Below are 15,403 nucleotides of genomic sequence, written 5' to 3'. Positions count from 1 at the left end.
CTTAGCAGGCATAGAGTTCTCCGGAACGCAGTTCATGACGCTTTTGCATCAGTCCGGCCAGATCGCGATTGTGTGTCACCACGACGAGCGTGGTTCCATGGTCCCTGGCCAACGAGACCAACAACTCCCCTACCATTGTACCGGACTCTTCGTCCAGACTTCCGGTAGGCTCATCCGCGAGCACGACCTTGGGGCGCATCAATATGGCACGGGCGATTGCGGCCCTCTGCCGCTCTCCCCCGGAAAGAGTCGTCACCCTGTGACCCTTGCGGTGCTCGAGGCCGACATCACTGAGGGCGGCATCCGCAAGTTCGAGACATTTGGCCCGCGGCTCCCCGGCGATGATGCCGGGCATGGCCACGTTTTCCAGCGTGGAAAACTCGGGCAGCAGGTGATGAAACTGAAAAATGAAACCGATCTCGAAATTTCTGAATCTGGCACGGCGTCTGTCATCCATGCCCGTGATATCTTCGCCGTTGAAACGAACCACGCCGCCGGTGGCGTCATCGAGCGTGCCCATGATGTGCAGCAACGAAGTCTTGCCGGAGCCGGAAGCGCCGACAACGGCCACGCACTCGCCGGCTTCCACGGTCAAATCTATGTTCTTCAGGACATGCACGTTCCCCGCCGGCCCCTCGAACTCCTTGCTTACGCCCTCGAGGCGGTAAACCTGTGCGCTACTCATAGCGAAGCGCCTCGCTGGGATTCAGGGATGCGGCGCGTCGGGCCGGATAAATGGTGGACAGAAAACAGAGAAGCATGGCGGAAACGCCGATGACGGTCAGGTCCAGCGCCTCCAGTCGGACCGGGAGGTAGTCCACCGGGTAAACGTTGCTGGGCAGCTTGATGAACTGGTACTTTTTGAGCAGCAGACTCACCGGGACTCCGAGCGCAAAACCCAGCGCAGTGCCGATGAAGCCGATGAGCGTTCCCTGCATCATGAATATCCTTCGTATCCCGGCAGCTTCCGCCCCCATGGACATGAGCACGGCGATGTCCCGCGTCTTCTGCATGACCAGCATGACCAGCGTGTTGACGATGCTGAAGGAGCCCACCAGAACGATCATCACAAGGATGATGAACATTGCGGTTTTCTCCAGCTTCAGTGCAGCGAAAAGATTGGCATTCATTTCCTGCCAGTTGCGCACGAGCAGGCCGAACGAGCCGATGGACTGATCGATCTTCTCGGCAATCCGGGGAGCCTTATCCACGTTGTCCACGCTGATTTCAAGGCCGGAAACTATGTCGCTCTTGTATCCCAGCAGATCGCGGGCCGCGTCGATGGTCATGTAGCCGAGGGAGGAATCGTATTCGAACATCCCTGTCTTGAAGATCCCCGCAACCCGAAACCGTTTGACCTTGGGCTGAAAGCCCGCGGCACCGGAACGCCCCGAAGGGGAAAGCATGTTGACGGCGCCGCCCACGTCGAGGCCGAGTCGACGGGCCATCTGGTAGCCGACGATGATGCCCGGCAGCTCGTTCTCCATTTCGAGATTGTCCATGGACCCTGCAACAAGATCCGTGTCGAGGCTGATAACTCCACCTGAAGACTCTGGGTCGATGCCGCGCAGAACAACTCCCTTCACTCCGTTGCGGTTGGAGAGCATCACTTCGGAGTAGACGAACGGGCTGACCCCGGTGACACCTTCCACTTCGGAAGCCCGGTCCGCAAGGGTCTGATAATCCTGAATACCGCCGCGAGCGGAAGAAACAAGGATATGGGCGTTCACGCCGAGGATCTTGTCCTGCAAGTCAGAGGAGAATCCGTTCATCACCCCGATGACGACTATGAGCGAGCCCACGCCGAGCGCGACGCCGAACACGGCGAACAGAGAGATCAGCGTAATGAACGACTGCCTCCTGAGCGCCGAGAGGTAGCGCAGGGCGATGAAGGTTTCGAATCTCATGCAGCTCCGGCTTCCTGACTATGCGTGCTCGGGTTTGAGCAGAGGGAACAGGATGACCTCGCGGATGGATGCGCTGTCGGTCAGCAGCATGACCAGCCGGTCGATGCCCACGCCCTGCCCGGCTGCGGGGGGCATGCCGTATTCCAGAGCCCGCACATAATCCTCATCCATGTGATGCGCTTCCTCGTCTCCGGCGTCCTTTTCCTTGACCTGTTCCTCGAAGCGGCAGCGCTGGTCGACCGGATCATTCAGCTCGGAGAAGGCGTTTGCCATCTCCCGGCCCACCATGAACAGCTCGAAGCGGTCCGTGATCTCCGGGTTCTCGTCGTTGCGCCGGGAGAGCGGGGAAATATCCGTGGGGTAATGGTAGATGAAGTGCGGCTGAACGAGCTTGGGCTCGACGCGCAGGTCGAACAGCTTGGCCTGCAGCTTGCCCAGCTTCTCACCTTCAACGACCTTTTCGCCGCCCTTTTTGACCAGCTCCTTGCATTTCTCGTAATCGGTGTAGACTTCCGGAGCCACGCCGCCGACTTTTTCGAGAGACTCGTGGAACGTCATGCGAATCCACTTGCCCGGAGTGAGGTCGACCTCCTGCCCCTGATAAGAAATGACCGTATTCCCGCAGACACGCTCGGCGATGCGGGAGATCATTTCCTCGGTGAGGTCCATGAGGTCGTAGACGTTGGCATAGGCCCAGTAGAACTCGAGCATGGTGAACTCGGGATTGTGCTGGGTGGAGATGCCCTCGTTGCGGAAGTTCCGGTTGATCTCGTAGACCCGCTCGAATCCGCCCACAAGCAGACGCTTGAGATACAGCTCGGGCGCAATGCGCATGTAGAGTTTCATATCCAGTGCGTTGTGGTGCGTTTCGAACGGCTTTGCGGTGGCACCGCCCGGGATAGGCTGCATCATGGGCGTCTCCACTTCCATGAAGCCGCGATCGTCGAGGAAGTTGCGCATCTCGCGCACGATGGCGGTGCGCGCCCGGAAGATTTCCTTAGTGCGCGGGGTGACGATGAGGTCCACGTACCGGCGGCGGTAGCGCAGCTCAACATCCTTGAGGCCGTGATATTTCTCCGGGAGCGGGCGCAGGGATTTGGTCAGCAGTTCAAATGAGTCCACCTGAATGGTCAGCTCGTCCGTCTTGGTGCGAAAGAGCTTGCCCTTGATTCCGACGATGTCCCCCACATCCGTTTTCTTGAACAGCTTGTAGGGTTCGACGCCGAGCACTTCCCTGGACCCGAAGGCCTGAATGCGGCCCATGCCGTCCTGAACCTGAAAAAAAGTCGCCTTGCCGAAGGAACGCCATGCCACGACGCGTCCCGCGACAGAAAACTCCTCATCAAGTTTCTCCAGATCCTCGCCGCCGGTTTCGCCGTATTTCTCAAGGAGAGTCGCTATTCCGGTGTCGCGGCGAAAATCATTGGGATAGACGTCCACCCCTTCGTCGAGCAGCGCGCAGGCCTTCTCAACCCGGTTCTTCACGACGGAGTTGAGCTCATCCTTCGCGTCGAGAGCCTCAAGCATGGGCATGAAGCGCTGGACGTGTTCGGATTTGGTAGCCAGCTTGATGGGCTTTTTCTTTTTATTCGTGGCGTTTGACAAAGCTGAGTTCCTTGCGGTCCAAAAGTCTAGAAAAAAACAAGAGCCGTTGAATCCCTAAGCCATATTCCCTTAACAGTCAAGAAAATGCGCCCTTTCGGCTCTGTCGGACAGTGCGGACGCCGGGGCTTTCCCGGAAATCGTCGAGGGCTGGCCCTAATACATTAGATATTTTCCCCCTGCAAGGTTTTATAGACATGCTCGGAATCCGGAAAAAGTTCCAGAAGAAAGTTTTTTGAAAAAAAGTCTTGACGAGTACGCCGGATTCTCATAAATCCCTTTCTCGCGCTGACGGCGCACCGATTGTTCCCCAGTAGCTCAATCGGCAGAGCAAGTGGCTGTTAACCACTGCGTTCGCGGTTCAAGTCCGTGCTGGGGAGCCAGAAAGCATCAAGGCTCCGATCCTCAAGGATCGGAGCCTTTTTCGTACCCTCCAACAACATCAATGCCATGCAAGCCATAACCACCACTCACCTTGTCATCGGCGCCGCGGCCTTCGCGGTCATCGTCGCCGCCATCTTCATGGGGCGCGACAATTCGGGGAACTCCTCTTCGCGCATAGATATCGACTTCGACGCCATGAAGGACGAGGAGACCAAGCGCCATCATTAGCCTAGTCTGGCGCCGATCTTGATTTATCGCGTGATTTGGATAGGGTACCCCATCAGGAGGATCACGCAGTATCATGATCGAAATTCTCTCCGGCCTACTGGGCGGCCTGGGTCTCTTTCTCATCGGCATGTCGATGATGACGAAGGGGCTGCGAAGCGCGGCAGGAACCGCCCTCAGAAACATCCTCGGACAATGGACAAGGACCCCGTTGCGCGGCCTTGGTTCCGGCGTCATTATCACCGCCATAGTTCAGTCTTCCAGTGCCGTGACCGTCGCCGTCATTGGATTCGTCAACGCCGGACTCATCTCCATGCGGCAGTCCATGGGGGTCATCTACGGCAGCAATGTCGGCACCACCATGACCGGCTGGATCGTGGCCGCGGTCGGCGTCAACGTAAAGGTCAAGGCGCTCGCCCTGCCCCTGATCGGCCTCGGCGCCCTGATGATGCTCTCGGGCGGCAACTCCAAGCGTGCCTCCATCGGGCGAGCCTGCGCGGGGTTCGGGCTGTTTTTTCTCGGCATTCAGGTGTTGCAGGAAGGATTCACCGTACTGGCTCCCAACATCGACTTTTCCTCCTTCGACACCGGCCCGCTGGCACTGCCGGTCTTTCTGGGCATCGGGTTCATCCTGACGCTTCTCATGCAGAGCTCCAGCGCGGCCATGGCCGTGGTCCTCACGGCGACCATTTCAGGCATCGTCCCCCTTGCAGACGCCGCAGCGGCTGTCATCGGCACCAATATCGGCACGACCTCAACGGCCGCGCTCTCTGTCATCGGAGCTACCAACAACGCCAAGAAAGTAGCCTTCGGTCATATTCTCTTCAACGCCATGACCGGGCTCATCGCTCTCCTGCTCCTGGCTCCGCTGCTGGCCATGGCGAGGGCCGCCGGCGGAGGGAGCGATCCGGCCGTGACCCTCGCCCTGTTCCACACAATATTCAATATTCTTGGAGCGCTGCTGTTCCTGCCCCTCACGGACCGGCTCGTTTCCCTGCTGGACAAACGCATCGCCACGAAACTTCCCGAACTGGCCAAGCCGCGATACCTCGACCGCAACGTCCTGCGCGCCCCGTCTCTGGCGGTTGACGCCCTCTTCATGGAAGTGGGGAGGCTCGGCGAAAACATCCGCCTCATGGCCCAGAAAGCCATGGCCTCCAACTTTCGCCACGGCGACATGCAGCGCGACAAGGCGTCCCTCGAGAACCTCATCAGTTCCTGCAGGCGCTTCTGCTCGGACCTGCAGGGAATGGCGCTTCCGGAACAGATATCCGAGAACTTGCCTAAAGCGCTCCGAGTGTTGCAGTATTACACCGTTGTTTTAGAAGTCATGGAGATGAACGCCAGAGAGCACCCCACGCTGGACCACTCGCTGCCCGAATCGGTAACCGAATGGGACGCGAAGTATCGGGACACGGTCAAATGCGTGCTCAATACGGCCCATACACCGTGCGCACCGGAGTTCGACCATATCCACCTGATGCTGGACGATCTGCTCAACGTTTATCACGAACTGAAGCAGTCGCTGCTCAAGGCCGGAGCCGCCGGCGAAATCGAACTGGACGACATGGTGAACCTGCTGGAGTTCTATTCTCGCTCCAGGCGCATGACGGAGCAGGCCGTCAAGGGGACCATCTACTGGTCCGAAATGCGCGAGAGCGGCGAAATCTGCCGGTCGGCAACGGCGGAAAACGAGTTCACCTGGAAAGCCAACCCGGACCTCAAGGAGTCTAAGGCATGAAAGGACGCATCACCGGAATAGCACTCGCCTGCGGGGCCCTCATCCTCGTGGCCGCCGCCGTTTTTCTTCTCCGCCCGGGAGATCAGGGCAAGGACGAAACCCGCGGCAATGTCGGTGAACCGCCAGAAGCCCCGGCATGGACCGCAGAAGGCCAGAAGCAACCGCTTCCCGACTACGGCAGCGCCAATGCCACGGTGAAGACCGTCACCGAAGATGCGGCGCAGGAGCAACCCGCCGAGGCTGAAGCCGGGGTCGCGCAATCCTCGGAAAAGGTCCAGCCGCCGCGCGTGGTTCAGGAAGACGACATGGTGACCGTGCTCTTCCTCGACGCCATGGCGGAAACCCTTGTAGAAGGGTTCGTCCCCGCGCGCTTGAGTGAATCCGGCAAACCCGAGACCACTCTCGGATTCCGAAAGCTGAACATGCGCTTCGGCCGCTCGCTCAAAGGCTTCGATACCGACACGAGCAATATCAACATGGCCCGTGACGCGGTCCTGAGCTATCTGCTCGCCCCAGGGGTCACCGAGAGCATCTTCGAAGACTACCAGCCGGTTTTCGTGGACAAGGTTGAAGAGACGGCGAACAGCGCAACTCTCAAAAAAGCGGACGGAACGCCGTACATGCTCTCGGATGCAGAGACGTCCGATCTGTTCCTCGTCTACGCCGACGCTTTCGGGATGACCGGACGCGCCGTACGCGCGGCAGCCGAACCCTCTGTAGCCCAAAGCGTGGAGCGTTACATCCGCGCTGCCCGCGCCGCGGAGCGCGCCAACGCCGCGTTCCGCACGGCCATGGCGGATTACGACACGGACTCCGGCGAAGTGTCCGCAGCCGGGAGCCGCCTCAAGGGAGCCATCAAGGAGCGGCAACGCATCCGCAAGATAGCCCTTGAAGAACTTCGCGACGAGTGCCCAGAGTGCGACTCGGAAGAACTTTTCTACATCGCCATGTGGAGCTACAGACGTACGCTGGAAAGCGACAACACGCAGGAATTCATGAACACCGCCGCCGACTGTCTGCAACGGCTCTCCGGGAGCTTCAAGGACAGAGCCGCGCGAATACTGGAAAACTGAGCAATTCAAAGCCCGCCTCTTCGGAGGCGGGCTTTTTTTCGCCCCCGGGTTGATTCACCTACGAACGAAAGGTATTATGAGAAGAATTCTCGTTTCAACCTTCCAACCCGGAGAACGGAATATGTACTTCAAGCAAATCGTCACGCCCGGTCTGGGCTGTTTTTCCTACGTCATCGGGTGCCCTGCCGCCAAACAGATGGTCGTCGTCGACCCCAAGCGTGACGTGCAGGACTATCTGGACATCTCGCGTGAGGAAGGCATGCGCATTACCCACGTCATTGACACGCATGTCCATGCGGACCACGTCAGCGGCAATCAGGAGCTTCGCGCCCTGACCGGCTGTGAACTGATGATGTTCGAGACCTCGCCGGTCAACTTCCCGTTCAACAAAGTTACCGAAGGTGACGAAATGAGCGTCGGAAGCGCGCACCTCAGGTTCCTGCACACGCCGGGGCATACGCCCGACGCCCTGTCCATCCTGCTGGCCGATACGACGCGGAGTCGGGAGCCGTGGATGGTGCTCACCGGGGACCTCCTGTTCGTGGGCGACATCGGTCGTCCGGACCTCGTGGGCGAAGCCAAGCTCGACGAGCAGGTCGCCAACCTCTGGGACAGCCTCAGGGTGAAGCTCGGCGAATATCCGGATTACGTGGAGGTCTTCCCGGCGCACGGCTCAGGTTCGCTCTGCGGGCGAGGAATGAGCTCCAAGCAGTCTTCCACGCTGGGGTACGAGCGACGTCACAACCCCATGTTGCAGTTCGACAGCTATCCGGCGTTCCGCACCGAGATGACCAAGGAGTTCCCGGCCCGCCCCAAGAGCTTCACGCACATAATCTCCACCAACGCCGAAGGGGCTCCGCTGCTGGAGAGTTGTCCCATGGACAAAGCCATGGAACCCGACCAGTTCGAAGCGGCTGTGGACGATGACACGGTCATCATCGACGTACGCGACTCGGCTGCCTTCAGCGGGTTTCACATTCCCGGCTCGGTGAACATCGGCTTCGAGCCGCAGCTCGCCAACTGGGTGGGCATGGTGGTGTCCCCTGAAAAGGACCTGCTGCTTGTGGTGAACAGCAAGGACGAATATGACCGCATGGTCACAGAACTGCACCGCATCGGCTATGACAGGATATTCGGCTGGCTTCACGGCGGCCTGAACGCGTGGGTATATTCCGGACGCCCCGTGGAACGACTCTCGCAACTCTCGGTGGACGACCTGAAAGACCTTCTCGGTAAAGGCGTCAAGATCGTGGACGTCCGCACCGATGCTGAATTGGAGGCAGGCAAGATTCCGGGAGCGGTGCATATCCCGCTCGTCGAGATGCTCGACGGCAACCTTGAGGTTGCAAACGACTCGCCGGTGGTTGTCTATTGCGGCTCCGGCTACCGCTCGAACATCGCAGCCTCCTACATGCAGAACAACGGATTCAAGGATGTCCGGGGCCTTGCGGGCGGCATGATCGCATGGAACCGCGCGGGATACCCCACCAACTAACCGCCTGATAAAAAAGCCCCTCCCGGCAACTCCGGGAGGGGCTTTTTCTTCATCTGGCAGGGACGGATCAGCCGAGTTTTTTCTGCAACAACTCGGTGACCACTCCGGGGTTGGCCTGCCCCTTTGTCTTACGCATGATCTGACCCATGAAGAAGCTCATGAGCTTTTTCTTGCCGCCGCGATACGCCTCGGCCTCATCCGGGTTCTCCTGAATGACCTCGTCCACAACGCCTTCCAGCGCGCTCGTGTCCGAGACCTGAACCAGCCCCTTGTCCTTGACGAGCTTTTCGGGGTCGGCCCCGGTCTCGCAGAGTTCGGGGAATATCTTGCGGCCGATCTTCTGGGAAATATCGCCCTTGTCGAGTAGCTCCACAAGCCCGGCCAGCGATTCGGGCGTCAGCTTGCAGTCGCTCAAAGACATGGCGTTGTCGTTGAGATACGGCAGCAGATCGCCGATGATCCAGTTTGCGACCTTGCGGGGCGTATCGCCCTTGTAGGCTTCCACCGATGCCTCGAAGAACTCGGCGACCGCAAGTTCGCCGCTAAGCAGTTCGGCCTCGTCCACGGGCAGCTTGAAATCCTCAAGGAAGCGCTCCAGCTTTTCGGAGGGAAGCTCAGGCAGCTCGGACTGCCACGCGGCGATGGTCTCGTCCTCGATGAGCACCGGCACGAGGTCCGGGTCCGGGAAGTAGCGATAATCGTGCGCCTCTTCCTTGCCGCGCATGGTGAACGTGGCGTTCTTTTCGGGATTGTAGAGCCGCGTCTCCTGATCCACTTCCTCGCCGTCCTCGATGAGGTCGATCTGGCGGTCGATCTCGTACTCGATGGCTTTCTGCACGAAGCGGAAGGAGTTCAGGTTCTTGAGCTCACAGCGGGTACCGTACTCCTCCGAGCCCTCCTCGCGGATGGACACGTTGGCGTCGCAGCGGAAACTGCCCTCTTCCATGTTGCCGTCCGAGATGCCCAGATACAGCAGAATGGAGCGCAGCGCCTTGAGGTAGGCCACGGCCTCTTCCGCGCTGCGCAGATCCGGCTCGGAAACGATTTCGAGAAGCGGAACCGAAGTGCGGTTCAGGTCCACGAAGCTGGCGTTCTCGGCCGCGGAGTGAATGTTCTTGCCCGCGTCTTCCTCGATCTGGATGCGGTTGATGCGCACGTCGCGCTTCCTGCCGTCCACTTCGACGCTCAGCTTGCCCGCCGTGCAGATGGACTGCTGAAGCTGGGAAATCTGGTAGCCCTTTGGCAGATCGGGATAAAAGTAGTTCTTGCGCTCGAACACGGACTTGTTCTGCACGGTGCAGCCGGTGGCGAGACCGAGCTTTGCCGCATATTCAACGGCTTTGGCGTTGAGCACGGGCAGCACGCCGGGCATGCCGGAGCAGACCGGACAGACGTTGTCGTTGGGTTCGTTGCCGAACTTGGTTGAACAGGCGCAGAACAGCTTGGATTCGGTGTTGAGCTGCGCGTGGACTTCGAGACCGATAACGGATTCGTATGCGGGCATTTGGCCGCTCCCCTACCCTTTGTTTTCGTAGAGTTCTGGATTCAGGTTCGGGTCGTTGTACATCTTGAACTGGAAATAGACCTTGGGGCGCTTGAGGCCGTTGGCGTAGTCGTCCACCAGCTCCATCATGGACCGGCTCAGGTCCTTGTGCTGCAAGCGAATCACGGCGCATTTGCCGGTGCAGCTGTCCACATGGTCCGAGTCAACGTCCTTGCGCTGCGTCTGCTCTTCCATGTGGAAATGCTTGAGCGCGAGGATGGAGAGGCGGTCGAGAGCCATGCCGAGGGTTTCGGTGTTGTACCGCTCCTCGCCGCCCTCGGGCAGGATGGGCATGATCATCTGCACGAGGCAGTTGTCCACCCGCTCGATGAGATCGTTACGGAGCTGGTTCAGTTTGTCGATGGCGTACTTGCAGTCGGCGATGACCGTCGCGTCCACATCCTTGCGACGGGCGCGGTCCTCCACATGCCAGAGCTGGAAGTTCGCCCAGTGCTGGCGCGCCGCGAGTTCGCGAAGTCCTTCAAGTCCAAGCAGTTCCGGCGCGGCCTTGGGGTCGTCATAGACCGGCTCGCCGAAATGCCAATCGGTAACGGAGCGCATCTGATGATCGATACAGTCCTGAATGCAGTTCTTTATCTGGTCGAAAGTCACTTCAGCCATTGTTCAATGCTTCCTTGCTCACAAGAAGATAAATGTTGGCCCGCGTCTTGATCCGGTTTGCGACGGCTTCGACGCGGTTCCCTTCTCCGATGTAGTAGTCGACACGCGAGCCGCGGATGGCGCTGCCCGTGTCCTGCGCAAGGCCTATGCCGTAGACCTTGCGGCGACCTTCCGGACGAAGTTTTCCGGGTTTGAGGTCCGGAATCTCGGTCTCGAAGGCCAATACGCTGCCAAGCGGCAGCAGGTTCCGGTCTGTAGCGAGCGAAACCATCGGCGTCAACGGCTTGCCCATGGCCCCTTCGGGCGGAGCGTCGGCAAGCCGGAAAAACACATAGCTGGGATTCTTGGCCATGAACCGGTACATGTTCTTGGGATGCTTCCGGAAAAAAGCCTTGACGTGTCCCTTGGACAACTTGTGACGCGGCAGCCGGCCGTGATCATACAGGATACGGCCAAGGCTCTTGAAGCGCAGCCCGTTCTTGGCCCCGTACAACACATTCCTGACCGAACCGTCAGGCAGGCGCAGCCGCCCGCACCCTTCCACCTGAAGATAGAAGATATCCACGGGATTTCTGGCCCAGGCTATCTCAAGCCCCCGGCCGGAGAGGGCGCCCTCCATGTCGATGTCCCGGCGCGTATAGTAGCGTACCGCCCTGCCGTTCTTCAAGCGGTAGTATACAGGCCGCCCATCCTTGTTCAGTCCCCAGTGCAAATCCTCGGGTACGCCGTAGATGGGATACTGGTACGGGCCGTGCCGTTTGAGGCTGGCCTCGATCTCCGGCGTAAAATATCCGGTCATGGTGGGATCGGGGCGCACGCCGTACCAGACGAAACGCTCGCCCAACAGCTCGGGCTCCCTGTCCAGACGCGGCAGGATAGCGAGAAGCTCCTCGATGCTGTGCCGCACCTGCCCCCACGTCAGGCTCATGCCGTGCTTGCGAAGCGCCACGTCGCTCTGCGGCATGTTGCGCACATATTCAAGGCTCATGCGAAGCGGATTCTCCAGCCGCGCCCAGGAGTCGAGGCCCTGACTACGCAAGTCAAGGCGCGCGCTCTTGAGGATCGGCTCCCTGCCGTCAAGCGGCACGAAATCCTGACTGGCCGGGCTTTCCACTTCGCACTTGGGCGGCGGAAATCCCGTGGAGCGTCTTGGATAATTCTGCTCGTCGGGCAGGGGCAACGGTTCCCTGAAGGCAAAACAGCCGCCGAGCGCCAGAATCAGCACGAAGAGGACCACCCTGAGCGGCCACAATCTTCCGCCGGATGAAATCGCGGACTTTTTCGCCGTGTTCATTTTCCGATCATTCACAGGTGTCTATGGCAACGTCGCAGAACTTGCCCACGCCGTATTCCCTGCGCCGGAAGAACTTCTCCGGGCTGGGGCCGATTATCTGCAGCTCGCGGTGCAGCTTCTGCATGTCGAGGGCGATGTGCATTTCCTTGGTGCAGCCGGTGGAGTATGTACTGTCCTTGCCGGTCCACACGGGCGGAACCTTTTCGCCCATCAGCTCGAAGCTCTTCTCTATATCCGAATGAGTCTGGAAACGCCAGACGTCGATATAGCCGCTTCGCTGGACGCGCTCCCACATGTACATGAGGTCATCCGCATCCATGCCTTCCTCGAAATGCTCGGCCGGGTTGATGATGTAGACCTTGTCCAACTGCTCGCGCAGGTATTCCACGAAGGTGGTCATGACCTTGATGGCCGTGGCCACCTGCCCCGGAACGCTTCCGATGACCCCGGAATAGAACATTACCGTGCGGCCTTCAGCCTTGGCCTGTCGCATTTCCGCAATGATCTCGTTGGCCTTGCCGGTGATGTAGGCCTCGCTGAACTTGTGCGCGCCTTCGGCCTTGGGCTTGAAGTACAGGTGAAACTTGCCCTTGTCGTCCCGAAAGTAGGAGACGATGTCGCGTGTGAACTCGTGGCTGGTCTGAATCATGCGGCGATACTTGCCCTCGCCCTTGGCGAAGATCAGGTCGCACTCCTTCCACGCGCGGGCAAAGGAGACGTTGCAGCGATAGGGGTTGAAACGCTCGCGGTTGCCGTCGGATATGACGATGAAATTGTGTCTGCGCATGAGGTCCAGCAGTTCGTTCTTGGTCAGCTTGTCGTTGCTCACGAAGAACGCATCGGACAGATGCTTGGCGAGTACGGGGTCACTCTCTGCGTCCCAGTAGGTCGGGCTGTCGAAGAAGAATCCCTCCTTGAGCGCCAGCACCACCTTGTGGCCCATCCTGAGCAAGGCGCGAATGAGCTGAATGTCCAGAATCAGGCCGCCGCTGCGCTTGGGCATGAACAGGATGCGAAGCGGGTCGGCGCTACGCGAGGCGACCGCCGAAGCGACCTTGCGAAAGCCTTCCTCGACGCCGTTCTCCTGCTCAAGATCACACTCCTCGAGCATTTGGGAGGTAAACTCTTCGGGCTTCCAGAAGTCCGTGGAGGAGGAAAGGCGCATGAGCCGCTCGATCTCGAGCATGTCGATGCGGTAGCGAATTTCGTCGATGCGCCGACAGCCCGAATCCATCTCCGCGCATACGTTGATGAGTCTGTCGAACGATTCCCCTTCCACGATATCCGAAGCTCTGGCGTTAAGCTCGCGGCGCATGTCGGCATAGGGATCGTCCACGCCGCTCTGGCTCATGAAAATAGTGTTGAACCGCTTCATCAGGCGTGAAGGAATCATGATGGGCGACGCCATGGCCATGCGGAACTTGTGTCGGGCCAGAGCGATGAGGCGTTTCCTGATGTACCGGTCCGTGCAATAGGTGCGGGCAAGCCGGATGAACCCTCGCCACTGCTGGAGGTACTCGTGCTTCAGCTCCGGAGGCAGTCCCGGCTTCAGCAGCTGCAGGAACATCCAGTCGGAGCACGGGGCATAGAGTTCGTGGTCGCCAAGCGCCACCATGAAGCGAACCTGCTCGCGCGTGGCGTTCTTGGCCGGGTCGATGGTATACTCGAGGTTGTTCTCGGTCATGAAATGCAGCAGCAGGCCGTCGAGCATGGCGTCCATGCCGTAGGTGATGTCAAGAACCGAGTCGAATGAATTCAGCCGCATGTCATCCCTCCGTCATGAAGCCTTTGCGCGAGAGCCGGTCGAGATAGCACCCGCCGACGTCCACCATGACAAGATCGTTTTCCGAACGCGAGACGCGCACCATGTCACCATCCGCGAGATGAAAAAGCCGCTGGCCGTCCTCGGTGATGTTCACCGGACCGTTGCAGTCCTCCACCACAATCTCGGTGACGGTTTCTTTAGGCAAAATCGTCGGCCGGAACGATCCGAGGAACGGACAGACAGGGATGATGCCGTAGGCCGGGACGCCGGGGTGAATCAGAGGCCCGCCGGCGGAGACGCCGTAAGCCGACGACCCGTTGGGCGTGGTCACGATGAGTCCGTCAGCGCGAAGCCCGGTGCGCCCTCCCTCGAAGGAGACCTTCAGGCGAACCAGCCGGGCCAGTTCGCCACGACTCACAACGAGATCATTCGAGGCCAGTCCCTTGTGGACAGACTCGCCATTGCGAATTATCTCATATTGAAGCGCGAGCGTTTTCAGCGTGGGCAGTTCGTCGCTGATGAGGGTGTCGAGCACCTCCATCCAGCAGTCGGGATCCACGCCCACGAGGAAGCCGACCTTTCCGAGGTTGACCCCGAGCACAGGAACGCCGTGCTCGACAGCCTTTCGAGCGGCCGAGATGAAGGTCCCGTCGCCGCCGAGGGAGAGCACGAGGTCATACCCGGAAAGATCCACGGGCATGTCGGAGTTGGCGGAATCCACCGCACAACCGCGCTTTTCGAGATGGTTGGCGATCTCTTTCCGCAGCCGATCGGCGCGAACATCGCCGCGCTTGAGAATACACATTGTTTTGGACAGTGCCGTCATGTCCCATGTGGTAGACAAATTACGGTCAACATTCAACCTTTGCCTTGCTCTGAGGCGGTTTTGTCCAGTGTCCCGGCGAACATTTTTCGCCCTGCGACCCTAAAGTTTTTTTTCCGCGCTCCGATACAATCATTGTACAGGAGGAAGCATAAGTGACCAGTCCGGCAAAAGTTCAACGGATGCTGCGCACATACGGCAGGCAGCTCACCAGCGCAAAGCGGCTCGCGCGTTTTCGGCGGGCGCTTCAGGCATCCGGCGCCGAGGACGAGGTGGAGATTTCCCGCCAAGCCAGGCGCAGGGAACTGGTCGAAAAGATTGCAAGGGAGATAATCGAAAACCTGATCGTCAGCAACACGGACAACCCGGTCGTTACGGACATCGTCAACGAGCTTGAACGCGAGACCGGAACAAGGTACCTCTTTGAATACCCGCTCGACGGGGCTGACGTTCGGATTTTGAAGGAAACGAAAAACGTGCCGCAGGAAGTGACCGGCAACGAGAGACTCTCGGTCATGAGGCGGCTTTGGGAACTGACGCTGCAGCGGGTCGACAGGACCATGCTCTAGCCAACTTCCCGGGAGGTAAAGGCCATGCAGATCAAGAACCTTGTGGGAGACATGAATCCCTACAACAAGAACAAGGTAAACGGATCGGACGCACGGGCCGAGGGGACGAACAACGCCGCACGCGCTTCCAAGGAGGCGGCAAGCGGCTCGGACCGCATTCAGCTGTCTTCGGAGGCGAAGCTGAGAGGGGCGGCGTACAAGGAAGCGCTGAACTCCCCCGACACGCGCCAGAAGAAGATAGACGACCTGAAGGAGCGCGTCCGCAACGGCACCTACAAGCCCGACATCAAAAAGGCCGCCGAGAATCTCATTCGCGACGACCTTGACCTTATCAAGTAGTACCGCCGGGGCGGCTTTCGAA

The 15,403-nt window shown here is 59.4% G+C and carries 14 protein-coding genes and 1 tRNA gene; 7 read left to right on the top strand and 8 right to left on the bottom strand.

Annotation, left to right across the window (positions count from 1 at the left end):
* Window position 1 precedes the first annotated feature (1 nt).
* The 3 genes from BR24_RS08615 to lysS are packed head-to-tail and all read right to left on the bottom strand — an operon-like array spanning window position 2 to window position 3,434.
* Entirely contained in the window at window positions 2-685 is a 684-nt protein-coding gene (locus tag BR24_RS08615; protein ID WP_496541092.1) for an ABC transporter ATP-binding protein, read from the bottom strand.
* Complete coding sequence (locus BR24_RS08610) at window positions 678-1,907, bottom strand: lipoprotein-releasing ABC transporter permease subunit (RefSeq protein WP_496541091.1); 1,230 nt, start codon at window positions 1,905-1,907, stop codon at window positions 678-680. Before BR24_RS08610 ends, BR24_RS08615 begins: the two co-directional genes overlap by 8 nt.
* Window positions 1,908-1,925: 18 nt before the next feature.
* On the bottom strand, window positions 1,926-3,434 hold the full coding sequence (gene lysS, locus BR24_RS08605) for a lysine--tRNA ligase (protein ID WP_496541148.1): 1,509 nt from the start codon (window positions 3,432-3,434) through the stop codon (window positions 1,926-1,928).
* A gap of 382 nt (window positions 3,435-3,816) precedes the next feature.
* On the opposite strand from lysS, the gene BR24_RS08600 reads away from it, so the two are divergent.
* The 5 genes from BR24_RS08600 (at window position 3,817) to BR24_RS08580 (ending at window position 8,427) form a co-directional block, all read left to right on the top strand.
* Window positions 3,817-3,892 (top strand) — tRNA-Asn (locus BR24_RS08600).
* A 67-nt stretch (window positions 3,893-3,959) separates the two neighbouring features.
* Entirely contained in the window at window positions 3,960-4,121 is a 162-nt protein-coding gene (locus BR24_RS08595; RefSeq protein WP_496541090.1) for a hypothetical protein, read from the top strand.
* Window positions 4,122-4,194: 73 nt separating this feature from the next.
* Window positions 4,195-5,859, top strand: a complete 1,665-nt coding sequence (locus tag BR24_RS08590; RefSeq protein WP_496541089.1) for a Na/Pi cotransporter family protein — start codon at window positions 4,195-4,197, stop codon at window positions 5,857-5,859.
* Window positions 5,856-6,932 carry a hypothetical protein gene (locus BR24_RS08585; RefSeq protein ID WP_496541088.1) on the top strand — a complete coding sequence of 359 codons (1,077 nt, stop codon included), beginning with the start codon at window positions 5,856-5,858 and terminating at the stop codon, window positions 6,930-6,932. Before BR24_RS08590 ends, BR24_RS08585 begins: the two co-directional genes overlap by 4 nt.
* A gap of 121 nt (window positions 6,933-7,053) precedes the next feature.
* The gene (locus BR24_RS08580; protein WP_496541087.1) at window positions 7,054-8,427 is read left to right on the top strand and encodes an MBL fold metallo-hydrolase; all 1,374 of its coding nucleotides are present in this window, start codon (window positions 7,054-7,056) and stop codon (window positions 8,425-8,427) included.
* Between the two features lie 67 nt (window positions 8,428-8,494).
* Here BR24_RS08580 and gatB read toward each other — a convergent pair whose 3' ends face one another.
* The 5 genes from gatB to BR24_RS08555 are packed head-to-tail and all read right to left on the bottom strand — an operon-like array spanning window position 8,495 to window position 14,455.
* A complete protein-coding gene (gene gatB, locus BR24_RS08575; RefSeq protein ID WP_496541086.1) occupies window positions 8,495-9,931 on the bottom strand; it encodes an Asp-tRNA(Asn)/Glu-tRNA(Gln) amidotransferase subunit GatB in 1,437 nt (478 codons plus the stop codon).
* A gap of 12 nt (window positions 9,932-9,943) precedes the next feature.
* Window positions 9,944-10,591, bottom strand: coding sequence for a DUF4254 domain-containing protein (locus BR24_RS08570; RefSeq protein ID WP_496541085.1), 648 nt, complete (start codon window positions 10,589-10,591; stop codon window positions 9,944-9,946).
* A complete protein-coding gene (locus BR24_RS08565) occupies window positions 10,584-11,885 on the bottom strand; it encodes an MltA domain-containing protein (protein WP_496541084.1) in 1,302 nt (433 codons plus the stop codon). Before BR24_RS08565 ends, BR24_RS08570 begins: the two co-directional genes overlap by 8 nt.
* 7 nt (window positions 11,886-11,892) lie before the next feature.
* A complete protein-coding gene (locus BR24_RS08560; protein ID WP_496541083.1) occupies window positions 11,893-13,650 on the bottom strand; it encodes an ARMT1-like domain-containing protein in 1,758 nt (585 codons plus the stop codon).
* Window position 13,651: 1 nt separating this feature from the next.
* A complete protein-coding gene (locus BR24_RS08555) occupies window positions 13,652-14,455 on the bottom strand; it encodes an NAD(+)/NADH kinase (RefSeq protein ID WP_496541082.1) in 804 nt (267 codons plus the stop codon).
* A gap of 173 nt (window positions 14,456-14,628) precedes the next feature.
* On the opposite strand from BR24_RS08555, the gene BR24_RS08550 reads away from it, so the two are divergent.
* Both BR24_RS08550 and flgM read left to right on the top strand, forming a co-directional pair.
* Window positions 14,629-15,042, top strand: a complete 414-nt coding sequence (locus tag BR24_RS08550) for a DVU0524 family FlgM-associated protein (protein WP_496541081.1) — start codon at window positions 14,629-14,631, stop codon at window positions 15,040-15,042.
* 24 nt (window positions 15,043-15,066) lie between these two features.
* Entirely contained in the window at window positions 15,067-15,381 is a 315-nt protein-coding gene (gene flgM, locus BR24_RS08545) for a flagellar biosynthesis anti-sigma factor FlgM (protein ID WP_496541080.1), read from the top strand.
* Window positions 15,382-15,403: the final 22 nt, after the last annotated feature.

It is taken from the genome of Pseudodesulfovibrio halophilus DSM 5663, assembly GCF_059568665.1.
Note: the sequence above shows the minus strand (reverse complement) of the source record. Positions and strands in the feature narration are given on the sequence as shown.